21 protein-coding genes are annotated in these 24101 nt (G+C 38.8%); 3 read left to right on the top strand and 18 right to left on the bottom strand.

Going from position 1 to position 24101, the window contains the following annotated elements; all coding sequences use genetic code 11:
• Positions 1–273: 273 nt before the first annotated feature.
• The 10 genes from J7E67_RS02555 to J7E67_RS02510 form a co-directional block, all read right to left on the bottom strand.
• The gene (locus tag J7E67_RS02555) at positions 274–1695 is read right to left on the bottom strand and encodes an NAD-dependent succinate-semialdehyde dehydrogenase (protein ID WP_214730912.1); all 1422 of its coding nucleotides are present in this window, start codon (positions 1693–1695) and stop codon (positions 274–276) included.
• A gap of 39 nt (positions 1696–1734) precedes the next feature.
• The gene (gene gabT, locus J7E67_RS02550) at positions 1735–3105 is read right to left on the bottom strand and encodes a 4-aminobutyrate--2-oxoglutarate transaminase (RefSeq protein WP_308161334.1); all 1371 of its coding nucleotides are present in this window, start codon (positions 3103–3105) and stop codon (positions 1735–1737) included.
• Between the two features lie 28 nt (positions 3106–3133).
• Positions 3134–4507, bottom strand: a complete 1374-nt coding sequence (locus J7E67_RS02545; RefSeq protein ID WP_214716572.1) for a putrescine aminotransferase — start codon at positions 4505–4507, stop codon at positions 3134–3136.
• 25 nt (positions 4508–4532) lie between these two features.
• Positions 4533–6026: an aldehyde dehydrogenase family protein gene (locus J7E67_RS02540; RefSeq protein ID WP_214730883.1), complete on the bottom strand. Its 1494-nt coding sequence runs from the start codon at positions 6024–6026 to the stop codon at positions 4533–4535.
• 249 nt (positions 6027–6275) lie between these two features.
• Entirely contained in the window at positions 6276–8399 is a 2124-nt protein-coding gene (locus J7E67_RS02535) for a sigma 54-interacting transcriptional regulator (protein WP_214730881.1), read from the bottom strand.
• Positions 8400–8515: 116 nt separating this feature from the next.
• On the bottom strand, positions 8516–8764 hold the full coding sequence (locus tag J7E67_RS02530) for a biotin/lipoyl attachment domain-containing protein (protein WP_214716569.1): 249 nt from the start codon (positions 8762–8764) through the stop codon (positions 8516–8518).
• A 22-nt stretch (positions 8765–8786) separates the two neighbouring features.
• A complete protein-coding gene (locus J7E67_RS02525) occupies positions 8787–9077 on the bottom strand; it encodes an SAV0927 family protein (protein WP_214716568.1) in 291 nt (96 codons plus the stop codon).
• Between the two features lie 32 nt (positions 9078–9109).
• Positions 9110–10396: a Glu/Leu/Phe/Val family dehydrogenase gene (locus tag J7E67_RS02520; protein WP_214716567.1), complete on the bottom strand. Its 1287-nt coding sequence runs from the start codon at positions 10394–10396 to the stop codon at positions 9110–9112.
• A 206-nt stretch (positions 10397–10602) separates the two neighbouring features.
• Positions 10603–11964, bottom strand: a complete 1362-nt coding sequence (locus tag J7E67_RS02515) for an APC family permease (protein ID WP_214716566.1) — start codon at positions 11962–11964, stop codon at positions 10603–10605.
• Between the two features lie 377 nt (positions 11965–12341).
• Positions 12342–12944 carry a cell wall hydrolase gene (locus J7E67_RS02510; RefSeq protein WP_214730879.1) on the bottom strand — a complete coding sequence of 201 codons (603 nt, stop codon included), beginning with the start codon at positions 12942–12944 and terminating at the stop codon, positions 12342–12344.
• 361 nt (positions 12945–13305) lie between these two features.
• Between J7E67_RS02510 and J7E67_RS02505 the strand changes: the two genes are divergently transcribed.
• Both J7E67_RS02505 and J7E67_RS02500 read left to right on the top strand, forming a co-directional pair.
• Positions 13306–13752, top strand: coding sequence for a Dps family protein (locus J7E67_RS02505; protein ID WP_214730877.1), 447 nt, complete (start codon positions 13306–13308; stop codon positions 13750–13752).
• 139 nt (positions 13753–13891) lie between these two features.
• The gene (locus J7E67_RS02500) at positions 13892–15157 is read left to right on the top strand and encodes an FAD-dependent oxidoreductase (protein WP_214730875.1); all 1266 of its coding nucleotides are present in this window, start codon (positions 13892–13894) and stop codon (positions 15155–15157) included.
• A 49-nt stretch (positions 15158–15206) separates the two neighbouring features.
• On the opposite strand, the gene J7E67_RS02495 is transcribed toward J7E67_RS02500, so the two are convergent.
• A complete protein-coding gene (locus J7E67_RS02495; protein ID WP_214730873.1) occupies positions 15207–16190 on the bottom strand; it encodes a 2-hydroxyacid dehydrogenase family protein in 984 nt (327 codons plus the stop codon).
• Positions 16191–16422: 232 nt separating this feature from the next.
• Between J7E67_RS02495 and J7E67_RS02490 the strand changes: the two genes are divergently transcribed.
• Positions 16423–16512: a YjcZ family sporulation protein gene (locus J7E67_RS02490; protein ID WP_214730871.1), complete on the top strand. Its 90-nt coding sequence runs from the start codon at positions 16423–16425 to the stop codon at positions 16510–16512.
• A gap of 73 nt (positions 16513–16585) precedes the next feature.
• Here the strand turns inward: J7E67_RS02490 and J7E67_RS02485 are convergent, their stop codons facing one another.
• The 7 genes from J7E67_RS02485 to J7E67_RS02455 form a co-directional block, all read right to left on the bottom strand.
• Positions 16586–16990, bottom strand: coding sequence for a disulfide oxidoreductase (locus J7E67_RS02485; RefSeq protein ID WP_214716561.1), 405 nt, complete (start codon positions 16988–16990; stop codon positions 16586–16588).
• 2 nt (positions 16991–16992) lie between these two features.
• Positions 16993–17697 carry a DsbA family protein gene (locus J7E67_RS02480; protein ID WP_214730870.1) on the bottom strand — a complete coding sequence of 235 codons (705 nt, stop codon included), beginning with the start codon at positions 17695–17697 and terminating at the stop codon, positions 16993–16995.
• 277 nt (positions 17698–17974) lie between these two features.
• Positions 17975–18601 carry a YesL family protein gene (locus J7E67_RS02475; RefSeq protein WP_214730869.1) on the bottom strand — a complete coding sequence of 209 codons (627 nt, stop codon included), beginning with the start codon at positions 18599–18601 and terminating at the stop codon, positions 17975–17977.
• 58 nt (positions 18602–18659) lie between these two features.
• Complete coding sequence (locus J7E67_RS02470; protein WP_214730868.1) at positions 18660–19676, bottom strand: Gfo/Idh/MocA family protein; 1017 nt, start codon at positions 19674–19676, stop codon at positions 18660–18662.
• Between the two features lie 59 nt (positions 19677–19735).
• Positions 19736–20731, bottom strand: coding sequence for a LacI family DNA-binding transcriptional regulator (locus J7E67_RS02465; RefSeq protein ID WP_214730867.1), 996 nt, complete (start codon positions 20729–20731; stop codon positions 19736–19738).
• 51 nt (positions 20732–20782) lie between these two features.
• On the bottom strand, positions 20783–23062 hold the full coding sequence (locus tag J7E67_RS02460; protein WP_214730866.1) for a glycoside hydrolase family 127 protein: 2280 nt from the start codon (positions 23060–23062) through the stop codon (positions 20783–20785).
• A 92-nt stretch (positions 23063–23154) separates the two neighbouring features.
• On the bottom strand, positions 23155–24057 hold the full coding sequence (locus tag J7E67_RS02455; protein ID WP_214730865.1) for a carbohydrate ABC transporter permease: 903 nt from the start codon (positions 24055–24057) through the stop codon (positions 23155–23157).
• Between the last annotated feature and the right edge of the window lie 44 nt (positions 24058–24101).

Here is a 24101-nt window from a genome sequence, read left to right as displayed (position 1 = left end):
GTAGGACAATCAATTTGAAGTAAATTGTTTAATAAAACTGATAATAATCTTAAATTTCATCAAATTAAAATAAAAAGAACAAGCCGTGTATGAGGTTCTCAAAATGCACGGCTTATTCCTATTAAAATAGATCTACCCTTTAATTAAACTTTCTTCAAGCGGCCAAGGTGGTAGCATTCTACTTAATGGTTTGTCCTCGCGATACCCGAGCGCATACTCCCCTTGCATGATTGTAGCTTTTAGTCGTGGTTTCTCTCGAAGAAAAAATGACTCCTATAAATCCAAACCTATCGATATATATTTTACTTCTAAAAACTCTTCGATGCCGTAATGTCCACCTTCTCGTCCAAGACCACTCTCTTTAAATCCCCCGAATGGTGCTTGAACGACTGAAGGCAGGGCATCATTCAGGCCAATGATTCCGTATTCCAGTTGTTCCGTGATTCTAAAGGAACGGCTTAAATTTTCTGTATACACATAGGCAGCTAATCCGTAACAAGAATTGTTTGCTCGTTCAATAACTTCCTCTTCCGTTTTAAAGGTCGAAATCGGAGCGAGTGGTCCAAAGATTTCATCCTTCATGCATTCCATTTCGTCATTAATATTGGTCAAAATTGTTGGAGCATAGAAATAGCCGTTGTCTTCCGCAGGCTTGAGCCCGCTATAAGTGACTTTTCCACCCTTTTCAACTGCATCCTTGACCAGTCCTTCTACTTTTTTATAAGCGGCTTGATCGATTAGTGGACCGATATCTGTTCCCTCTTCCAGTCCGTTGCCGACTTTAAGCTTTTCTAATTCTGCTTGAAAAAGCTTAATAAATTTGTCTGCTATCCCTTCTTGCACAAATACTCGGTTAGTACAAATACAAGTCTGACCTGCATTACGAAATTTTGATTGCACAAGTCCTTCAGCGGCTTTCGCTAAATTTGCATCATCCATCACAATAAATGGGGCATTCCCGCCAAGTTCGAGCGAAACCTTTTTGACTGTTTCAGCGGCACCTCGCATCAACGTTTTTCCAACTTCTGTTGATCCTGTAAAGGTAATTTTTGTCACGCGTGGGTCCTTCAGCCACGATTCGCCAATTTCTGACGACCTTCCAGTTATTACGTTCAAAACCCCTGCAGGAATTCCGGCTTCATGGGCAAGCTCAGCCATTTTTAATGCTGTGAGCGGTGTTTGATTAGCTGGTTTTACAACGGCTGTACAGCCTGCTGCAAGTGCCGGCGCTACTTTTCTCGTAATCATTGCCGCCGGGAAGTTCCACGGGGTAATCGCCGCTATCACACCAACTGGTTCCTTTCTAACTAGGATTCTTTTATTTGGATGCGATGCCGGAATCGTTTCACCGTACACCCGTTTTCCCTCTTCGGCATACCAAGAGATGAAGCCATTTGCATACTGAACCTCTCCAAGTGCTTCTTTTAGCGGTTTACCCTGCTCAATTGTCATAATCCGTGCAATATCATGCTTGTTTTCTTCAATTAAATTGAACCATTTCATCAGCAACTTGTAACGCTCTTCCGAAGTTTTCTTCGACCAGATTTTGAAGGCTTTATGGGCTGCATTGACAGCCTTTTCTGCTTCATATGCGCCGCCTGTTGGCACGGCACCAATTACTTCATTTGTTGCAGGATTAATAATTTCTGTTATTACCTCATAATCACTTCCAACCCATTCTCCGTTAAGATACATGGGATAAATTTGATAATTTTTCTTTACAGTATCCATATTTTATTCCCCTCCAACGTATATGGCAGGATCATTTTTATAAACTGCTTCCATTGCTTCTTCAAGAATTTGTAGTCCTTCTTCCAGTTGGTCATCAGGGATCGTTATGGGCATGAGCAGGCGAATAACATTGCTATAAATCCCCGCGCTAAGTAACATCAAGCCACGTTCCCCTGCAGCTTTCACAATTTTTCCAACCGCTTCTTTATCGGGTGTTTTCGATTGTCTATCCTTGACGATTTCCATCGCACACATGGCACCTAGGCCCCGCACATCACCAATTCCTTCGAAACGTTCCGCAAGGAGGTGCATTTTTTCGAGCACGCGGTCTCCTATATTTCTGGCCCGGTCATTCAGTTGTTCACTTTCAATAATATCTAATACTGTCAGCGCTGCCCGGCATCCGAGCGGACTTCCCGCATAGGTTCCGCCGATTTCGCCAACTTCAGCGGTATTCATAATATCTGCCCTGCCAATCACGCCACTGATCGGAACACCAGCCCCCATTGATTTCGATATCGTAATTAAATCAGGCACGACTCCAAAATGATCGATGGCAAAGTACTTTCCGGTCCGCGCGAACCCGGTTTGGATTTCATCGGCAATAAACAAGATTCCATACTGTGTGCAAATTTCTCTTACACGCTTAACAAAGGCAGTGTCAGGGACGATAAAGCCGCCTTCTCCTTGCACTGGTTCCATTACGACAGCTGCAATCGTTTCAGGAGCAACTTCCGCCAGTAAAAACTGTTCAAATTGTTCAATAATCATATCGCTATATTGCTGCTCATTCATTCCTTCAGGGCGGCGGTACCCATAGGGATATGGCGCCTTGTAAACCTCTGGTGCGAATGGTCCAAAGCCATATTTATACGGCTTCACTTTACTTGTCATCGTCATTGTCATTAACGTCCGTCCATGGAACCCTCTTGTAAACGAAACAATTCCCTGGCGCTTTGTATATTTCCTGGCAATCTTTACAGCATTCTCAACCGCTTCTGCACCACTGTTAAAAAAAGCCGCCTGCTTGTCAAAATCACCCGGGGCAAGCTGGCAAAGCCGCTCGGCTAAAGTTATATACGATTCATACATCATCACATTAAAGCCCGTGTGGATAAATTGACTAGCTTGTTCTTGAAGAGCTCTAACCACTCTTGGATGTGAATGGCCAACATTTATCGTTCCAATAGCGCCAGCAAAATCAATATAACAATTACCGTCCACATCTTCGACCAGGGCTCCTTGCGCTTTTTTTACAAAGGAATGGCAGTTATTGCTGATTCCTTTTGGGACATATTTATTTCTCCGCTCCAAAATTTCCATTGATTTCGGCCCAGGTATCTCTGTTTGGAGCTTAACATATTTCTTTTCCACCTCTGTGCTCCCCCTTCTTAAAAAATCGTTAGACATCTAAATGTTCTAATACATCTTTAAAGGTGCTAACCACTTTATTTACCTCTTCATAACTAATGGTCAAAGCCGGCTCGATACGAATGGTTTTTGAATTAATCAAAGTCCCTGCTACTAGGATTCCTCTGTCAAACATCCCTTTTGAGACCTCGTAGCCGATTTCATCTTGATGGAATTCAATGCCAATCATTAAGCCTTGACCACGGATCTCTTGAATCTTATCTTCATGGTCTTTTGCTGCCTTTTTCAGTTCTGCAAGGAAATAGGCCCCCACTTCCGCTGCTCTTTCTGGTAACTTTTCTTCAATTAACACCCCAATCGTCGCAATCGCTGCCGCACATGCTAACGGATTACCGCCGAAGGTTGTTGTATGCATAAATGGATTATCAAACCAGCTCTTGAAAACATTTTCGGTGGCTACAACGGCACCTGCTGGCATCACTCCGCCGCCAAAGGCTTTTGCTAGACAGATAATATCTGGTACAACCTCATACAGTTCAGCAGCAAACATTTTTCCAGTTCGGCCCATTCCTGTTTGCACTTCATCAAATATGAGCAAGGAGCCATATTGATCACAAAGCTCACGAACTTGTTTTAAATAGTTTTCCGGTGGAAGGATGATTCCTCCTTCACCTTGAATCGGCTCTAAAATAACTGCAGCCACATCTTCTCCAACAGAAGCACAGACTTCAAACGTTTTTCTCATCATGTCTATATCGCCAAAAGGCACATGACGGAAGCCTGGTATTAACGGTAAGAATGGTTTACGGAACATCCCTTTTGCCGTTCCTGACAACGAGCCTAAACTTTTCCCGTGGAATGCACGAGTAGTAGAAATAAATGTTGTCCGCTCGCTGTACATTTTCGCGAGCTTTAAGGCTGCTTCCACACTTTCTGTCCCGCTGTTGGTAAAAAAGGCATACTTTAAATTGCCTGGAGTGATATCGGCTAAGATTTTTGCTAACATCGCACGAAGCGGGTCGAGCAAATCCTGACTATGAAGCGCCTGACGTTTTAATTGGTCAGTTACCGCCTTAACCACCTTAGGATTTCGATGACCGACATTATAGATGCCAAAGCCGCCAAGACAATCAATATATTCCTTACCATTAACATCCTTAAAGCATGATCCATTATCAGACCATTCCACTGCCGCAAATTGGCCGCCTTCAGTAACTGTTTTGCGGTATTCTAGGAAGCCTGGATTTACGTTCTCACGGAATCCGTCAACGGTTTCTTTCGTAATCCAAGCCGCTTCCGCTTCATTAATTTCCTCTTTTTCTATTAAACTTAGAACCTTATTAATATATTCACTAACATTTTTATTTTGCTCACTTTTTAATTCTTGTTTTAAATCGATACTCATAATTTATATTCCTCCTAGTAGTGAATTAGTTTGAAAACCAGCCAACCGGCTCAACCTGTAAATTGATATTAATCTGTTTTATTTCTTGAAATTCTTCAAGCCCAAACGTTCCCAGGCTTCGCCCAATCCCACTTTGCTTATAGCCTCCCCATGGTGCTTCGTTATAAGTAGGATGGTAGGAATTTACCCAAGTAATCCCTGCACGCAGCTTTTTTATGACCCGCAAACCCTTTGCACCATTATTGGTAAACACACCACCGGCTAACCCATACACCGTACCATTTGCAAGTTTTATAGCTTCCGCTTCGTCCTTGAACTTCTGAATCACAACAACAGGACCGAAGATTTCCTCTTGGACAATTCTCATCTCTTGGTTCACATCGACAAAAACGGTGGGTTCAACAAAATAACCTTTTTCTAACCCGTTGCTGACGATTCGATTTCCCCCGCAAGCAACTGTAGCACCTTCCTGTTTGCCTAATTCAATATAAGAAAGAACTTTTTCTAAGTGCTCCTGACTGACAAGCGGACCCATCTCTGTTCCAGATGCATTACCTGGTCCTACTTGAATTCGCTTAGCCCGTTCGACAAAACGCTGGACGAATTGATCATGGATGCTTTCTTCGACAAGGATTCTTGAACCAGCTGAGCATACTTGACCGGACCCTGCGAAGATACCAAATAAGGCATAATCGACTGCTGTTTCAAAGTCAGCATCAGCAAAAATAATATTGGGCGATTTACCGCCTAATTCTAATGAAACTTTTTTCATCGTATCAGCTGCTGTTTTCATAATGTGCTTGCCCGTTTTCGTACCGCCGGTAAACGAAATCATATCAACCTCAGGATGGGAAGCGATTTCATTTCCAACAACCGCTCCAGCGCCCATTACCATATTAGCCACCCCTTTTGGCAAACCAACTTCTTCAAAAATTTCAAATAGCTTTTTCGGGGTTACTGGCGTCACTTCAGACGGTTTAAAGACAATTGTATTTCCCGCTGCTAAGGCAGGGGCAATTTTCCAAACACTCATTAACAACGGATAGTTCCACGGAACAATTAAGCCACAAACACCTACCGGCTCGCGGACAACCATAGCCTGCATAGGATCGGCGACATGGTAGGTCTGTCCATCAGGCTTTGTAATCAGGCCGGCATAATAGCGGAAACAGGCGGCCGCATCCCCGACATCAAAGCCTGCTTCTCTTAATGGTTTCCCGTTATCCATTGTTTCCAACTGGGTTAATTCATCGGTATATTCATCAATTTTGTCAGCAATTTTTAATAAATAGGAGGCTCGTTCCTGAGCAGAAATCCCTGACCAAACACCTTCTTCGAAAGCTCTCCGTGCTGCATAAATTGCAGTACGAGCATCAGCAGTCGTTCCTTCAGGTGCATATGAAATAACCTCACCAGTTGCAGGATTAATAACTGGGCGTGTTTCTTGATTTTCGGCATCCTTCCACTCACCATCAATAAACATCTTCAGGTTTACAACTCGGTTTTTTACCTCGACCATTTAAATTCCTCCTTTATTCACCCTCACTAACATTAATGCAAGAAGCGTGCCAATGCCTATTGACTATCGAAATAGGTTTCTTTCAAAATATCTGAATAAATAGTATGCAACTTTGCATAACCTAGTTTATTTTGCATAATCAAAAAGCGGAAGCCCTTTTTCAAGGGCTTATGACCCCGAGCCCCTAGGCGCTGGAGCTGGACATAAAAAAAGCTGCTTCAGATCATCGAGATCTAAAACAGCTTTGCATTAAAAGGTAGATAAGTTTTCGATTTTAATATTTTTCTCTGTTAATATTTTTTGATACTTTCTGCTAACGGATGATTGGCTGATACCTAATGCTTTGGCTGCTTTTGTGGTGGTTTTGAATTGGTTCATCGCCATCACTATTAACTGCTCCTCGACATGATCAATGGCCTCCTGCAATGGAATGACCCTTTTAATTACAGGCTTCATCTTTTTATGTTCCAAGCCGATTGATAAAAATTGGCTGACGAATTCAGCATCAATCGTAGGGTGTTCGGCAGTGACTACTAATCTTTCAATAATGTTTTGAAGTTCCCTGACGTTACCCGGCCATGGATAAAACTCTAATACATTAATAGCATCAGGGGTTAGATGATAATTCCGCTCATATTTCTCATTCAATTGCTGAAGGAAATGAAAGGCGAGCAGCGAAATATCCTCTGTCCGTTCTCTTAATGGCGGAATGTGGATCGGAATGACATTCAAGCGATAGAACAAATCCTCGCGGAAGGTACCCTCCTCAACCATTTTCTCTAATTTTTTATTGGTGGCCGCGATAATCTGCACATCCACCTTTATTGGTGTTGTAGTTCCAATCGGAATTACTTCCTGCTCCTGCAGTACGCGTAACAATTTTACCTGTAGATGGATTGCCATCTCACCGATTTCGTCCAGAAACAAAATACCGCCATCAGCCTGTTTAAAGTATCCTTCTTTTCCATTCTTATCCGCTCCGGTAAATGACCCTTTCGCATAACCGAATAGTTCACTTTCAAGTAAATTTTCTGGGATCGCCCCGCAGTTTAATTTAAGAAATGGCTTTGTCGAGCGTCTGCCTAATTGATGGATCGCCTGAGCAATTACTTCTTTTCCAACTCCAGATTCCCCGTTAAGAAGTACTGTCGAAGAAAAGTCAGCAATTTTCTTGGCTTGATTGATAATCTTCTCCATTTTCGGACTACAGTAAATAAGCTTTTTCAAAAAGCGGTCCTTACTTTTAAAATCGTCTAATTCCTTCTTATATTGTTCTGATATCTTTTTAATTTCTTGCAGTTCACTTTTTAATCGTGTAGTTTCGGTAATATCGCGTGATGCAATGATAATTCGGTCGAGTTCATTTTTTTCATTAAAGACCGGATTTCCGACGGCAAGAATTTTTCTTCCAGCTTTTGTTTCTTGAACAACAGAGACCTTCTTTCCTTTTTCTAAAACAAGTCTTGTGACCGAAGGTGTAAACAGCCCTTGGTCCTCAAGTTCGAGAATATTCTTACCAATCAGTTCTTTTAAATCTACTTTCCAGAAATCTTGAATGATGTTTTCACTGAACCTAATTAGTTCCCCTTTGTCATTCACCACGAGGATTTCATCATATATACTAGACAAAATCGCATGAAGGTCCTTATTTAAATCCTTAATATATTCAATTTCCATGGCCATTTCTTCGACCATAGGCAAATCCTGGGCAACAATGATGATGCCATCGACTTCATTCTCATAGTTTAAGATGGGGCTATAATCGACAAGAATCCCGATTTCATTTTTGATTACCAGATGATTAAGAAGCGTCTTACCGGTTGTAAATACCTGATCAAGATGGGTACGGCTAAAAATGTCTCCTGCGGGAAGATTCATAACCTTATCTGCTGTTGATCTAATCATTTTTAATCCGGCTTCATTATAATTAATAATTCGTTTTTCCTTATCCAATACAAAAATCCCCATCGGAATCGAAGTTAGAATAATTTTAAGTAAGTCGACACTTTTATTTTCCTGCTTAAAAAGCTCCGCTAGAACGTCCTCTCTGCGAATATAACCTGCTGGAATACCATCTTCACCTCTAATGATGGCAAAGGGTTCGCCTATAATTTGGAACAAAGCAGGCAAGGAAATTTGTTCGCTAAGATGGCAGATGCTATCTAGCGATTTCGCTTGATTAAGTAGAAATGCAATCGAAGCATGCTCTTTTTTATGGTTTTCAAGCAGTACATAAGCAAATAAGTGATTTTGTCTTTTTAAAAACAAAAAGGGTTCCTTAAGGTTATTTAAGGTAGATCGAAAAACTTCTTCACTTTCATCCACGTCTACTGAAATAATCGGTTTCACTTTTTCTTTGGCAACGGAAAACATCGTTTACTTCCCCCTTAAAACCTTATCTACCTTATATTATCACTTTATTCTAAATGTTTTAAATTAAATTTAGCACAAAAAAAGAAGATGTCCGTCCCATCTTCTTTTTCTAGCAATTAATCACTACCAGTAACAAATAAATCTTCTTTAATATAAGCGAGGACCATCCCTGGAATAACTTTATCACCTTCCTGCACTTCAAGCGATTCGACTTCGCCGCTCAAACTAGTCTGAACCGTTTCTAATTTGCCTGATTCTGATTTAATCATAAATAAGGTTTCCCATTCATAAATTCTTGACTCGCCTTTAATCGAAATCCTTGCCACCTTCCCATAACACGGGCTAAGAACTACACCATAATACATGAACATCGCTCTCCTTTTTCGTTTAATACTGCTCCTGAAAAGGCCGTGTCTGTAATACTAAACCGAAGAACTCTTGAAATTCAGGGATATCCTCTGTTTCGATTCCCAGTCTTTCTGCCCAATGATGGTCTGAATAGGTGTCCTCTTGGCAAAGTAACACCATTTTCCCAGACTGAATCGAAGTGACCATCGCTTTCCCAAAAAACTGCTCTGAATAACCAATCGTCAAATCATAGCGATGGTTATTTGATATTAAACAAAAGTAATGGAACAACTGCTGTTCTTTTTGTTCGGCTAATATCTCTAACTTCATAAAAATGTCCTCCTCTTTTTTCAGTTCATTTTTTAATATTTCAACCACCCTCGAAGCCTCGAAGCCTCTGCCAGCTTTTGAATTCCTTCAATATAAGCAGCGATTTTCATATTTACACCATACCTTTTGGAGGTATGAAAAACCTTTAAAAAGCTGGCAGTCATTTTTTCCTTGAGCCGCTCATCTACGGTTTCCTCTGTCCAGTAATAGCCTTGATTGTTCTGACACCATTCAAAATAGGAGACAATGACGCCGCCGGAATTGGCAAGAATATCAGGGACAACAAGGATTTCCCGTTCATCTAGTATTTTTAACGCATCTTTTGTGGTAGGACCATTGGCTGCTTCAATGATAATATTACAGTTAAGTTTACTGGCATTATATTTATTGATTACCCCGGAAATTGCTGCTGGAATAAGGACATCACATTCCTTTTCTAATAAATCCTGGTTTGAAATTGAACTATTAAAGCGATTTGACACAATGCCAAATGAATCTCTATTTTCCAAGAGATATGGTATTTCTAACCCCTTTTCGTCATATAAACCGCCGAGCATATCTCCAATCCCAATTACTTTTGCGCCAATCTCATATAAATACTGGGCAAGGAAACTGCCAACATTTCCAAACCCTTGAATGATGACACGGGTATCTTTTAACTGTAATTTCCTTAATTCACAGACCATTTGCAGCGTATATAAAACACCTTTTGATGTCGCTGTTTCCCTCCCCTTCGAACCCCCAAGTGCAATTGGCTTTCCCGTGATAAAACCAGGGGAGTCGAATTCACGGATATGGTCATATTCATCGAGCATCCACGCCATAATTTGCGAGTTCGTATACATATCAGGCGCTGGAATATCCTTTGTTGGACCGACCAGCTGGCTAACTGCTCTTACGTAACCCCGGCTCAACTTTTCCAATTCATCTAAACTCATTTTACGAGGGTCGCAGATAATCCCGCCTTTAGCACCGCCATAAGGAAGGTCGGTAATCCCGCACTTTAAGCTCATCCAGCCAGCCAATGCTTTTACCTCATCAGCCGTGACGTCTGGATGAAACCGGATTCCTCCTTTGGTTGGACCTGATGCATCATTATGTTGAGCCCGGTACCCCTGAAATATTTCTGTTTGTCCGTTGTCCATTCGAACAGGGATACTCACTTCTAAAAATCTCATCGGCTTCTTTAGAAATTCGAATACTTGGGGTGGGTAGTTCAGGATATTCACAGCTTCTTTTAACGTTTCTTGAAACTCAAGAAGGGAATTATCCTGTTCTCTTCCTTTCGTATTCTTCGTGTCTAGAGATTTGACTGCCATTCTAACACCTCATTTTTTATTGTTACTTAAATTAAAGCAAGTTTCGTGCCAACTAATAAATAGCGGTTACTATACGGTGATCTAGTAAAACGGAGCTATACGCTATGAAAAAATGATTGAATTATTCATTTCTGCATACCTTTAAAACCACTATCCTAATAAAATAAAAAGCCAGGCGATTAGCCTGGCTCAGGTAACTTCCTTTGTTAAAGGGAAGAGGTCTTTTCTGCGTCATCAATATTTAAATCAGCAATTTTGATTTTAAAGAATCTTGTTTGGAAAAGCATATAAATCACACCAATTCCGATCCAGACAATCCCGCCAATGAGTGCATCAAATTGTAAGTTCACCCACAAAATTCCCGTTAATCCAGCTCCAATGATCGGCATAATTAAATAGGAGAAAATATCCTTAGCTGTTTTATATCTCTTCTGGCGAAAAACGAAATGAGCAATGACTGATAAATTGACGAATGTAAAAGCAATTAACGCGCCAAAGTTAATAAAGGAGGAAATCAACTCAAGACTTGGGGCAATCGCTAGCAGTGAAACAACACCGACTAAGATGACATTAAAAACCGGTGTCCGGAATTTTGGATGGACATAACCGAATGCCTTTTTAGGCAGAACCCCATTTCGTCCCATAACGTACAAAAGCCTTGATACACTTGCGTGTGAGGCAAGTCCGGAAGCTACCGTTGCAGCAAAGGCACCTGAAAGGAAAATCAGTTTAAACAGTGTTCCACCCACAAACAATCCGATTTCAGGTAATGTATCATCAGTTACTTTGAAACCTGAAACATCTGGAAATAAGGCTTGGGCGAAATAGCTACAGACGAAAAAGATGGCGCCGCCAATGAAGACCGTCAACATAATCGCTCTCGGCATCGTTTTTTGGTCAATTGCTTCCTCTGCATACATAGTTACGGCATCAAATCCGATAAAGGAGAAACAAACCACTGTTGCCCCTGTCAAAATTGCTCCGAGGTGGATATCTGAATGGAAAAGCGGTGTTGTTGTTAAAATCGTTCCTTGCCCCATTCCTTTGGAAAGCTGGACAATAGCAAGGACAATAAATGCTGCAATTAAGACAACTTCAAAAATAACGAGCAGGGCATTTAAATTCGAGGTTTTCCCCATACTCCAAGCATTAATCGCAGTGATGATCGCAACATAAACGACAACCCAAATCCATGCTGGAACACTAGGAAATACAGATACCATATAAATACGAATAATCAATGCATTCACCATCGGAAGCAATATATAATCAAGCAACGCTGCCCAGCCGACTATGAATCCGAGATGCGGACTCATGGTCTCTCGGGTATACGTATAGGCCGAACCAGCACTTGGAAAAACCCGTACCATTTTCCCGTAACTTATAGCAGTAAATACCATAACAACCAATGCTGCTAGGTATGCTAGTGGGACCACACCATTTGTTTCTACAGAGACAATTCCAAATGTATCAAACACTATGGTTGGTGTCATATAACCCAATCCGAGCATAACGATTGCCCATAGTCCAAGCGAGCGCTTAAGAGTAGTATTCTCCAATTTAACCATCTCTCCTTTTATATCCGGATATTTGTTTATTAATAAGAAATCGTAAGCATTTACATTTTGTTTCAAGCGAAGATGGTGTAATGAATTAAAACAAATTAACTCAGAAAGGTTCCTCCTTTCATTTTACCTAAAGAGTCTAACTATTTAAAATAATTGCAATTTTCGTGCCAACTATGATTAATCGAGTTTGTCTGCCGAAACTCCTAGTTTGCACTTTTTAATTTCGTTTTTATAAAAAACACAACTTGGATATTATGAAATTTTGCATAACCTACTCTAATTTGCATAACGAAAAAGCAGTGAATCCATTTTTAGGAATTCACTGCTTCTCTGATTATATTATTATGTTCATGACATACTAGAATTACACAAGATAATTATTTTGCAAAACGGTGGTTACCGATGGTTACTGTTACTGGACGAGAATAGATCCACTTACTTACCGCTGTTTTGGGATTATAGAAAAATAACGATCCTTTGCCCTGGCCTCTAAAGGCAAGTGCTTCATTTACTGCCTTTTTTGAAGCAGTATCGGCTGCTTGGTTAATCGTACCATTTTGGACAGGCGTGAAGGCATAATAGCCATTAGACTTTTCATAAATAACACCATTAACGGTATTTGGGAAATCAGGGCTAGATACGCGGTTAAGAATGACTGTGGCTACTGCTACTTTCCCTGCATAGGGCTCACCTACTGCCTCAGCATGAACAAGGCGGCCCATTAAGTCTTTTTCTGCTGCAGTAATCGAAGAGTTCGGGATTACTAGATTTGATCCTGCATAAAGAAGACTGCTAGTTTTATTGTTTGCTTTTAATAGACTATTAACCGTTACACCATACTTAGTTGCAATTTTCCAATAAGTTTCTCCATATTGTACTTTATGTGTGGTCGTGGCCGCTTCTGTTGTTCCATTTAATGTAAAAGCTGACATGGACAAGATTAGGCCAGTCGCAATCATTAGTTTTTTAAATTTATTCATTTTATTACCTCCAATATTTGACTCGCGTCTCTACTATTAAGGCTAACAGTTGTAACATTCCAATTCATTACCCAAAATGTGGTAACATACGAACGGCTTAAGTAGCGCCCTGCATGAAAGCTTTCATCTATCAATTGGAAGTAATAACCATTACTCATTTATTTCCTAAAAATAACTCTCTTGGACAGTTTAGGAACGATTATTACATCCTGTATCAGGAATGTAACACTAAAAAGGCCTAGAAAGACCGTCGATATCACAAAAACTTCACCAAATTGACAACAAATCCCTTTAATTTGGACAGGATTTAACATCAAAGTTTGGTAATAATAAAGAGAGGATAAAAAGGAGGCTATTTTATATGGAAAATCAGTTAGTCAGCATACTTAACAAACAAATTGCAAACTGGTCTGTCTTGTATACGAAGTTACATAACTATCATTGGTATGTAAAAGGTGGACAATTTTTCACATTACATGTCAAATTTGAAGAGTTTTATAATGAAGCTGGCCTGCATGTTGACGAATTAGCCGAACGATTGCTAGCAATCGGTGGAAAACCGGCAGCTACGATGAAAGAGTACTTAGAAATTTCATCTATTAAGGAAGCAACAGATAATGAAACTGCTGATGAAATGGTTGAATCAGTCATCAATGACTTCTCTATTATCATTGGCGAACTTAAAGAAGGCATGAGCTTTGCGGAGGAGAAGAACGATGAAACAACTGGAGACATGCTGCTTGCGATTCATTCGGGGCTTGAGAAGCATGTATGGATGCTAACTGCATTCTTAGGCAGATCCATTTAATTTTCATATGAGAAGCAAACAGTCCAACAATTTGTTGGACTGTTTTGTTATTTATAATAATTATTAAAAAGTATTGACTTTTATTTAGGATTTCTACTATTATTAAATTAAAGATACTTACAAATTGGAGGTTTCCTAAATGTCAACACCCGAAATTATCGTTTATAGCAGCACCGGCTGCCCCTATTGTGAAAAAGTAAAAACATTCCTAAAAGATCAAGGCTTTGCATATGAAGAGCGAAATGCTTCCATACATAAGGAATATTTTGATCAATTAAAGGAACGGAAAATTTATGGAACTCCTGCAACACTCATTAATGGAAAGCTAGTCCTTGGCTTTCAAGAGAAAAAATTTAACAAGCTGCTTGGATTATCAGAAGACTCTGCTCCCGCGGTAAGCAATTCAAAACCAGAAACTAGTGAGGAAAGTGCAGATACTATTTTCCAATCAGTTAATGAAAAAATTCTTGAAGACGTATATGATTTTGTCACCATCGGCGGCGGACCTGCAGGTGCTTCTGCTGCTGTTTATGCTGCACGTGGGAAATTAAAGACACTTGTCATTGATAAAGCTCCAAAAGCAGGCACCCTAGCAATTACTCATAAAATTGCGAACTACCCAGGTGTGCGCGAAGAAGTTACAGGCCTTGAACTGTTAACAAGAATGCAAGCACAAGCAAAGGATTTTGGCGCAGACTTCATTCGTTCCACCGTTCTATCGGTTGATTTTTCAGATGAAATCAAAAAAATTGAATTAGCCGAAGGTACCATCAAAGCTAAAAGTGTCTTCATTGGCGTTGGCGCAAAAGCTCCTTCTGGCAAGATTAAAGGCGAAGAGGAATTTACTGGACGGGGTGTAAGCTATTGTTCAACCTGCGATGCCGCCTTTTATCAAGACCGAGTTGTCGCGGTTGTTGGAGATAATGATGAAGCGATCCACGAGGCCGAAACATTAGCCAAGTATTGTAAAACAGTGAAATTGTTAATTCCAACTGAACTAAAAGGGGACGTGGATCTTTCTCAATTAGAAAATAACTCAAAAGTTGAAATTTATAAACGTCACCGTGTAAGAGAAATTATTGGGACTGATAGTGTTGAGAAAATTGTCGTCCTTACTAATAAAAAGGAAGAACAGGTATGGGATGTGGATGGAATATTCTTATACCTCGGCGGGATGATGCCAGGAACCGACTTCTTAAAAGGGGCAGTTATGCGCGATGAAGAAGGCTATGTGATCGTAGATGAGTACCTGCGTACCAATGTTGACGGCGTCTTTGCAGGCGGTGACGCAAGAAGAACACCGATTAAACAAGCAGTTATTTCAGCAGCTGATGGGGCGATTGCGGCTTTAAGTGCCGAGCAGCACGTCAATAAACGCACGAAACTTCGTCCCCAATATAGTTAATCTTTCAGGAAAAAGACGGCGGCTGCCGTCTTTTTTTTGCCCGATATAATTAGACTAGAATTGTTTCTTTAATAACTCCATTGATAACATAAGAAGGTGCTTCGCCGTTTAATACCTTAACAATGTTTCCCGCTGCCATATTCGCCATGGCATCTCGTGCTTCAAAGGTAGCATTACCGATGTGAGGAGTTAATACAACGTTTTTCAGATTTTTCAATCCCTCACTAATTTCAGGTTCAAATTCAAATACGTCAATCCCTGCTCCTTCAATCTGTTTCTCTTCTAACGCTTTTATAAGTGCGGCTTCATCAACGATTGGGCCTCGTGCACAGTTAATTAAATAAGCTGTTGATTTCATCATTTCAAATTGACTTGTGCTAAACATGTGTTTCATGGTTGGATTATAGGAACAATTTATGGTAATGAAATCAGATTCAGCAACTAATTCATCAAAAGATACATATGTCGCATTTAGTGCATTCTCAACTTGAGGACTTTTTCGACTTGGACTCGTATATAGAACCTTCATGTCAAAAGCAGCGGCTCTTTTCGCAACAGCTTGGCCAATTTGACCAAATCCGACAATCCCGATTGTTTTTCCAGATACTTCACGACCGCGAAAATAAAGAGGTGCCCATCCATTGAAGCCAACAGTACGGCATACTTCATCTCCTTCAACCACTCTTCTTGCTGATGCTAATAAAAGGGAAAACGTTAGGTCAGCGGTAGCCGCTGTCGATGCCATTGATGTATTGGTGGTTGGTATTCCTTTGGATGCGGCATAATCAAAATCAATATTATTAAATCCCGCTCCATAGTTCGCAATGATTTTTAAATGGGGTGCTTGGTCAATTACATCCTTCGTAACAGAGGTAGATAATAAACTTAGAAGGGCATCCTTATCTTTGATGCGCTCTTTTAATTCCGCTTCAGTAATCAATTTCTCTCCTGTAAATACTTCAACCAAGTGATCCTTCGATAATAGTTCTAATCCCTTGTGGGGAATCTCACCTGCTACTAAAATTTTTGCCATTGCCTATCACCACTCCTGAGTAAAATGACTGCCTTTTCCAATAATCCAAATAACTGTATATTATTATACTACAATAAAAAGTCCTATAAAATTATTTATTTATTAAAATTCTGCTAACAAGCTATGCGATATTAAATTAACCCATCATTTTTTCTAATAGTCAACGTTTGTCCATTTCACTTCAACCCCTTCAAGCATACATTGTAATAATTAGGAAGAGGAGGTGATTTTTATGGGACATGGTGGAAGTAGCAGCAGCTTTGCGTTAATTGTTGTGTTGTTTATTTTATTGATCATTGTTGGAGCATCTTTTATGTACTAATTGCAGCTAAGCTATCAACAGAAAAGAGCGGCAAACCTATTGGTTTCACCGCTCTTTTTTATTGATAAATTCTTTACTTTTTGTCGCGAGAAATAATGATTAAGCAGACAGTAATAATCGTAAAGGCCATGAAAGCTAATAACGGAATGGTAATAAAGCCAAGCCAGTTAATATAATCCTTTGAGCAAGGCACTCCGCTTGTACACATTTCAAACTGTTGTAAATAGGGGATTTTTTGTAATAACGTATGGTATCCAGCGATCAGCAGACCGATGATGGATAACGGTAGCGCATATTTATAGATGCCTTTATCATTCCGGTAAACCGCCACTCCAAGGATGATGGCTAGTGGGTACATGAATATCCTTTGGTACCAACAAAGTGTACAAGGAATGTAGTGCATAACCTCACTAAAATACAGACTGCCTAGTGTGGCAATGATGGCAGCAATCCAAGAGAGAACTAAGGATTTATTCATACTTATTCACCTTTTGAGGCTTTCTCAACCATGTCTTTTAAGTCATCAATAGTTTGTCCATCAAACTTTTCTCCGTTAACGAATATCGTCGGGGTTCCTGTAACACCAAGTTTTTCAGCATAATCCATATCCTTGTTCCAAGCATTATCGGATTTCTTAGCTTGGAAGTTTTTTACAACCTTATCGACGTCACTACCGCTAGCAACTTCCTTCAATGTATCTACTAGGAAGTCCTCAGTAAACAAATCGATTTTTTCATACTTAGTGTCTTCAGGCTGTTTTTCGAATAAAAGATCATGGAATTTCCAAAACGTTTCATTTCCAAGCTCTTGGAGTACTGATTCCGCAAATTTCGCAGATCGAGTCGAGTCCACGTTAATAAACGAATCATTCATAAAGTAAAATTTTGCTTTGCCAGTATCCACAAGTTCCTGTTGGATAATTGGTACGACATCCTTGGCGAAGTTTTTGCAATTTGGGCATTTATAATCACCGAATTCAATGATCGAAACAGGGGCTGATTCCTTACCTTTGAATGGCTGATTGCTATAATCAATTTTTGTAGTAGTGGTTTTATCCTGTTGTTTGGAGTGATTGCCTAAAAAAATGAATGCTAAAATAAAAACTGCAACCAATCCAATCATCCAAAAAGTAAAGGTAGATGATGATTTTGCTTCTTTTTTCTTATTTTTATTATTATTTGCCATAATAGTCTCCTTTAAATGAATTAATGCTAATTAATAAATTTAGTTAATGATTTTGTTGTTCATTGATATATTAAATTTTACTAAACTTATTCTGTAATGCAAATAGAAAGTCTTTTGACTTCTTAATGCCGATTAAATTTGAGTAGTTAAGGACATTGTTTCAATTAAAACAATACTTATATTTAACGATTTAGAAAAACAAAAACATTCGTCAATAGAATGTGACGAATGCTAATTCTTTCAAAAAGTTACTATTAAATTATATATTTTTCTTCTATTAATTAATTTCCATAATTTTATTATTATTGATTGCAAATTGTTCATTTTTATGAAAAACACGATTACATAGAGAAAAATTAATGTATGCACCAACACTAAAAATGATTAAAGACGTTGCTGGCACATATATTATGATAACAGTAAGTAAAGCTAGAAAACCAAGAATGAGTATTGTAGACGGGAAATTTACTATAGCCAAAAGAAATGAATTTTTAATAGCACCTTTCCAAGTGGCGTTATAATGAGTCATTACTGGAAACAAAAAAGTAGAAATAATTAAAAACACTACACTTATTATTATAAGTGGTATTATCATCAGAAACTTTAACCCAGATTGATCTTGATTTAGGTAGAAATAGTTAAAATAAAGTAATACCGCTAGCAACATCCAAATGATTCCTATTAAAAAACTCTGTTTAAAATTTTCTTTAAAATATCGAAAGTAGTTTCTTACCACACTTGTATCTTGATTTAATTTCCATTGTCTTACAACGCTATACATCGCAGAAGTAGCTGGTGCAATCGTTACGATTGGAAGGCAAGAGATAATCCAAAAAAGATTAAGGATAAAAAAATTAGAAAGTCTATCAACTACTGCGTAAAATCTACTATCTAAAATGGTCATTTTTTCACCAAATTTCTGAAAGTTATAATATAAAGTCCCTAAGATTTTGTGAAATTTGTTATAAAATGATTTTCTTCATTTTTTTTCCGCTCTCAATCGCTCCAAATACCATTGACATACTTTTAATATTGTCACGGCAATCCGTTTCAGCCATGCGATTCTCCTCAAGGGATGAAAACATCTCATCAAAACAACCCCAGTGACCTTCTTGGCCTTCCCATTTAAATGGGACTTCGATCGATTTAACCTTACTTATGAAATCTTTTGGTTGGGATTCATCGATTACTTCGCAGATTGGTAGATTTATTCCATCCCAACGAATACTACCTTTACTCCCTGTTACTCTCCAATCTGCTTCCCATGAGGTATTTAACCCTTCTGCGCACCACGATCCCCGATAAGTGAAAACGATACCATTACTCATTTCAAATATACACATAGCAGACGCATTTCCTTTATACCAAGAGCCAGGTGGATTATATTCATGACAATAGACAGATACAGGGTCTGATCCAATAATTAAGCGTGCTTGGTCGAATGTGTGGATGGCCATATCCAATATTAATGGGTTATCCATCACATCACGGAACCCCCCAAAATGAGGGCCCAGGAAAAAGTCTGCATGAACAGAACCTACTGTTCCTATTGCATTGTTTGCTAATAAATTTTGTAATGCCCGAATCTTTTTTAAGTATCTACGATTTTGCATAACGGTATAATTCTTGCCATAGTATCGAGCATACTGTAACACATCTCTTGCATCTTCCATGGATTCTGCCATTGGTTTTTCACCGAAAACATGACAACCAGCTTTGATTGCAGTCGTAACAATCTCTTTATGTGCTGATGGAATTGTCACATCAAACACAAGATTGGCTTTGGTTTCAAAAATAGCTTGTGATAAATCATTATATGCTGGGACTCTTAGGCCCTTTCGTTTTGCCATCGCTTTGGCTGCATCAATATTCACATCGACAAACCCGACAATTTCTGTATTATCACGCTTACTTGCATAATCTATCCACGTATTCGACATTTCTCCACAACCTGCCACAACAATGCGATGTTTCATCATCATCATTCACCTTCTTATGGATTATTAGAATAAGAGTATTACTTTTTATTCTGGATTAGTTAAGTCGATTCTCCCACAATAATCCTATAGTCAATCGATGGGGTTATTTCGCTAAAAAATCCCCCATCTTCTATTTTATTTACCAATCTTTCGACGGCCCTAAATCCAATCTGTTCAACTGGATATTCAACTGTTGTTAGCTTAGGAGAAATGTATTTTAGTACATCAATATTATCAAACCCCATCAGTCCGACCTCTTCTGGGATTTTTATATCCTTATTCTTTAAAAAATTCATGACTTCAAGTGCGTACAAATCACAGGAACAGACGATGGCTGTCTTATTATTTTTCTCAAACGTTACTTCTTCCAGCTCACTTAAATAACCATTATGTTTTATAATTAATGGAACTTCATTGATGCCTTTTATTGATAATCCATCTAAAAATCCTTTTAATCTTTCTTCTTGTGTATAAATATTTGTTTTTCCTTGGTACGTCAATGGAGGGCAAATATAGATGAATTTCTTATATCCTTTATCAACAATGTGACCCACTCCATCTATCATTGCTTCTTTTTCTTTAATTCCAACATAATCCCAGTTTTCTGACAAATAATTAAAGATAGTGATAACTGGTATGGAAAACCCTTGTAAATAGTCCTCAAACTCTTTACCTTGATTGACTGTAAATAGGATAATTCCATCCACTTTATGATTTGCTAAGTACTCAATACATAGCTTTTCGTTTTCTGGATCTTTATCTGATAATGCAATATAAATAAAGTACCCATTCTCTCTTGCCTTATATTCCACTGCATTTAACAATTGTGCAAAAGATCGGTTATATAAATCAAATAAAACAATACCTAAAGTCATCGTTTTACCTTTTACAAGACTCCTGGCTGTAAAATCGGGACGGTAGTTTAACTCGCGAGCTGCTTCTAAAACAAGCTTCTTTGTCTTTTCTTTTATTCCTGGACGATTATTTAATGCTCTATCCACCGTACCCGATGAAACACCACAATATTTCGCTAAATCCTTTATCGTAACCCGCATAGTGAGTGCCTCCACTATTTCACAACATGATATTTCTGAAAGCTTAAGACCTCATTTACTTAAGGAATTTATTACTCTTACCTCATACACACCGCCTGCTGCCTTACCTTCGCCAGACTGAAATTTCACTTCAACCTGTTGTTTCCCTTCAGTTACTGTTAACGGAATCTCATAATAAATATTAAAAAGACCGTCAGAATGATTTCCCTCAAGTTTTTGAGTGGCAACCAGTTGTCCATCAATCACAATTTCAAAGTCGCGTTCATATTTTTTCCCATCTGCAAAAAGTGTCTTATCCCCGCCAAAATAAGTTACTTGTAAGTACATTTTCTTATCAGGCTCCACTAACATTTCATAACTGAAAAAGCCTTCCCCGCGACTATCACGCCACGATTTTTCCACCACATTAAAATAACCTGTTTGAGAGTTCTTGCTATTAACTCCGTGCTCTATCTCAGGCTGCTGTTCACCTGGTTGTACAACGTCAACGGTGATAACTCTTAACTTTTCAAGCTCCTCTTTCTCTTTATCTACAAACGTTTTGTAGGCCTCTTCATCCATCAGATTCCAATATAATGTATAGCGCTGGTGATGCAAGTTGTAAAATGGAACGAGGGTAATTTTTTGATTGCCAGGCTGCCCAACTTTGTCTGTTTCAAATGTCAATGGAAAGCCTTCAACAGGTTTAATCCATTGATTAAGTTCTACTTTGTCAGCTACAAAGCTAGGAACATCAATAAGTGGATAATTGTTTAATTTTAAATGATCTTCGAGAATATCACTTTCCGGAAAATTCTCCTTACCAAGTGCTCCTGCCAAAACAACAGGTCCATACATAAAGCCAACTTTTCTAGGATTATCTTTAGCTGTATAGGTATGGAGATCCATGGGAAGGGTAAATTCTATTGTATCCCCGCCGCTCCAGTTCCTGCCGATAGTTACATAACCATTTTCTGAAATCGAATTGGTTTTTACACCATTTACAAAAACAGTTAGAGCTCCAGAAACCCAATATGGTACACGGATATGTACGTTTAAGAATTCAGCTGCCGCTTCTTCAAAGTATAATCGGACTTTATTAGACCTTGGAAAATCGGTTTCTTGCCTTAACTTTATTTTCTTTTCATCCATGATTAATTCAGAAGCAATAAATAAATTAACAAACAAATCTTCCTGTTCTTGATAATAAATGTTTCTTGTATATCGGGCAGGATTCTCCATCCCAGTCCCCGTACAGCACCAGAAAGAATTGTCCGGTGAACAGTAGATTTTAAAGTGGCCTGGCTGCGTCGAAACAAAATATGTTTTCATGCCTGAATCTGGATCCTGTGATGCTAGAATATGATTGTAGAGTGCTCTTTCATAGTAATCTATATATTCAGCCTTATGATTCCATTGGAACAAATGCTCAGTCAGCTTCAGCATATTATATGTATTACAAGTCTCCGCGGTTGTGATGCCTAATGTTTCTTTATTTACTGGTCCAAAATGTTCTCCTATACTATTTCCGCCAATAATATAGGAACGGTTTTTCGTTACTTCATTCCAGAAGAAAACCGCCATATTCTTGTAATCCTCATTCCCAGTAATCTCATATAGCTTAGCTGCCCCGATGACCTTCGGTATCTGTGTATTCGCATGTTTTCCCTCAAGTTCGTCGATCCCTTTAGAAAGAGGATCGAGTATGGCATGATGGCAAAATCTGATGGCCAGCTTCAAATAATCTTCATTATTTGTAATGGTATATAGATCGGCCATTGCTTCGTTCATTCCGCCATGTTCACAAATCAGCATCCTTTGAAACTGCTCATCATTCAGATTGTCTGTTCCTTTTTTTGCCCAGTCAGAAAGTTTTGTGACAACCTCTAATGCTTTATTGTTTCCAGTAAGGGAATAGACATCAATAAGACCTGCAAAAATTTTATGAATACTGTACCAAGGAACCCATCCGCCTGCGAGACTGAAATTTTCAACCTCGAAATCTCCTGTAAAAACCTTGTCAAAATATGTACGAGGGAAGCCGCTGACATAGCCATCCTCATCGAAGCTTTGGACAAGAGCTAGTTCGTTAACAGCATATTCAATTTTGTTCAGTAATTCTTCATCTTTCGTAACCGTATACATAGCAGAAGCAGCTGAAAGCCAATGACCAATCGAATGTCCACTGATGGGAGTTGATTCCCACCCGCCGTACCGAACTTTCTTTGGTGTTTGCGAAACTGCTTCATAACATGGTGCAATAAGTCTATCAATATCTAAATAAATCAAATATTCTTTTCCCTTTTCTTGCGATTCTTTAAAAATACCATCTAATAACGTAACGTTTTCCATTACGTCCCCTCCTTCTGTTTAGATTTCTATAGCTATCGATTTAATTGAATCGATAGCTAAACATACCGGATCAGGAATATACATTTCTTGGATCATCCCTTTACAGACCCGATCATAACGCCCTTTTCAAAGTATTTTTGGATAAATGGATAAACAATTAAAATTGGCAAAGTAGATACAATGATAACTCCGTACTTGATTTGATCTGCGTATTTTTGTGCGTAACCCCCGGATGCCCCTCCAGAACCTGCTCCTTCAGCAAATACTTGATTGGAAAGAAGAATGTCTCTTAAAACGATTTGCAGAGGTTGTAAACTATAGTCGCGAATGTAAATTAAACCTGTGAAGAAGTCGTTCCAGTGCCCTACCAAGTAATAGAGCCCTACAACTGATATAACCGCTTTTGAAAGTGGCAGCACCACTTTCCCAAAAAATTGAAAATGTGTGCAGCCATCCATTTGTGCTGCCTCAAACAATTCTTTAGGTATAGAGCTTTCAAAAAATGTCCGTGTAATAATGAGGTTAAATACATTTATAGAAAAAGGAATGATGAAAACCCACATATTATTTGTGAGATTTAAATCTTTCATTAATAGATAAGTTGGAATTAAACCTCCGTTAAAAAACATGGTAAAGACAAATACAAACATTAATAATCGTCTTGCTTTAAACTCATGTCTTGATAGAACATAGGCTGCCGGCAAGGTAAGCAGTAAATTGATAAACGTACCTAAAAGTGTGTATATAATAGTATTTTTGTAACCCACCCAAATTCTTGTATCTTTAAAAATTTCCGTATATCCGAATAGGCTGAACCCTTTTGGATACAGTAGAACTTTCCCAGTAGACACCAGAGTGGAGTCACTGACAGATGCAATAATGACAAAGTACAAAGGATAGGCAACAATTAAAAAGATAAACAGACAAAATACAAAAATAATAAAATCGAAAATTATATCTGAAGTAGTTTTTCCTTTCCGATTAAAAAGCACCATGACTTTACCTCCTTGCATGGTTGAGATTCATCCTAGCAAAACCC

The organism is Bacillus sp. ISL-46, assembly GCF_018613205.1.
This window is presented reverse-complemented; position numbering and strand designations above follow the sequence as displayed.

What these genes read in the sequence shown, in the direction of transcription:
- J7E67_RS02555 (WP_214730912.1), bottom strand. Translation starts at nt 1,695, where the DNA reads ATGTATCTTAACGGAGAATGGGTTGGAAGTGATTATGAGGTAATAACA.
- J7E67_RS02545 (WP_214716572.1), bottom strand. Translation starts at nt 4,507, where the DNA reads ATGAGTATCGATTTAAAACAAGAATTAAAAAGTGAGCAAAATAAAAAT.
- J7E67_RS02540 (WP_214730883.1), bottom strand. Translation starts at nt 6,026, where the DNA reads ATGGTCGAGGTAAAAAACCGAGTTGTAAACCTGAAGATGTTTATTGAT.
- J7E67_RS02535 (WP_214730881.1), bottom strand. Translation starts at nt 8,399, where the DNA reads ATGTTTTCCGTTGCCAAAGAAAAAGTGAAACCGATTATTTCAGTAGAC.
- J7E67_RS02530 (WP_214716569.1), bottom strand. Translation starts at nt 8,764, where the DNA reads ATGTATTATGGTGTAGTTCTTAGCCCGTGTTATGGGAAGGTGGCAAGG.
- J7E67_RS02525 (WP_214716568.1), bottom strand. Translation starts at nt 9,077, where the DNA reads ATGAAGTTAGAGATATTAGCCGAACAAAAAGAACAGCAGTTGTTCCAT.
- J7E67_RS02520 (WP_214716567.1), bottom strand. Translation starts at nt 10,396, where the DNA reads ATGGCAGTCAAATCTCTAGACACGAAGAATACGAAAGGAAGAGAACAG.
- J7E67_RS02515 (WP_214716566.1), bottom strand. Translation starts at nt 11,964, where the DNA reads ATGGTTAAATTGGAGAATACTACTCTTAAGCGCTCGCTTGGACTATGG.
- J7E67_RS02510 (WP_214730879.1), bottom strand. Translation starts at nt 12,944, where the DNA reads ATGAATAAATTTAAAAAACTAATGATTGCGACTGGCCTAATCTTGTCC.
- J7E67_RS02505 (WP_214730877.1), top strand. Translation starts at nt 13,306, where the DNA reads ATGGAAAATCAGTTAGTCAGCATACTTAACAAACAAATTGCAAACTGG.
- J7E67_RS02500 (WP_214730875.1), top strand. Translation starts at nt 13,892, where the DNA reads ATGTCAACACCCGAAATTATCGTTTATAGCAGCACCGGCTGCCCCTAT.
- J7E67_RS02495 (WP_214730873.1), bottom strand. Translation starts at nt 16,190, where the DNA reads ATGGCAAAAATTTTAGTAGCAGGTGAGATTCCCCACAAGGGATTAGAA.
- J7E67_RS02490 (WP_214730871.1), top strand. Translation starts at nt 16,423, where the DNA reads ATGGGACATGGTGGAAGTAGCAGCAGCTTTGCGTTAATTGTTGTGTTG.
- J7E67_RS02485 (WP_214716561.1), bottom strand. Translation starts at nt 16,990, where the DNA reads ATGAATAAATCCTTAGTTCTCTCTTGGATTGCTGCCATCATTGCCACA.
- J7E67_RS02480 (WP_214730870.1), bottom strand. Translation starts at nt 17,697, where the DNA reads ATGGCAAATAATAATAAAAATAAGAAAAAAGAAGCAAAATCATCATCT.
- J7E67_RS02475 (WP_214730869.1), bottom strand. Translation starts at nt 18,601, where the DNA reads ATGACCATTTTAGATAGTAGATTTTACGCAGTAGTTGATAGACTTTCT.
- J7E67_RS02470 (WP_214730868.1), bottom strand. Translation starts at nt 19,676, where the DNA reads ATGATGAAACATCGCATTGTTGTGGCAGGTTGTGGAGAAATGTCGAAT.
- J7E67_RS02465 (WP_214730867.1), bottom strand. Translation starts at nt 20,731, where the DNA reads ATGCGGGTTACGATAAAGGATTTAGCGAAATATTGTGGTGTTTCATCG.
- J7E67_RS02460 (WP_214730866.1), bottom strand. Translation starts at nt 23,062, where the DNA reads ATGGAAAACGTTACGTTATTAGATGGTATTTTTAAAGAATCGCAAGAA.
- J7E67_RS02455 (WP_214730865.1), bottom strand. Translation starts at nt 24,057, where the DNA reads ATGGTGCTTTTTAATCGGAAAGGAAAAACTACTTCAGATATAATTTTC.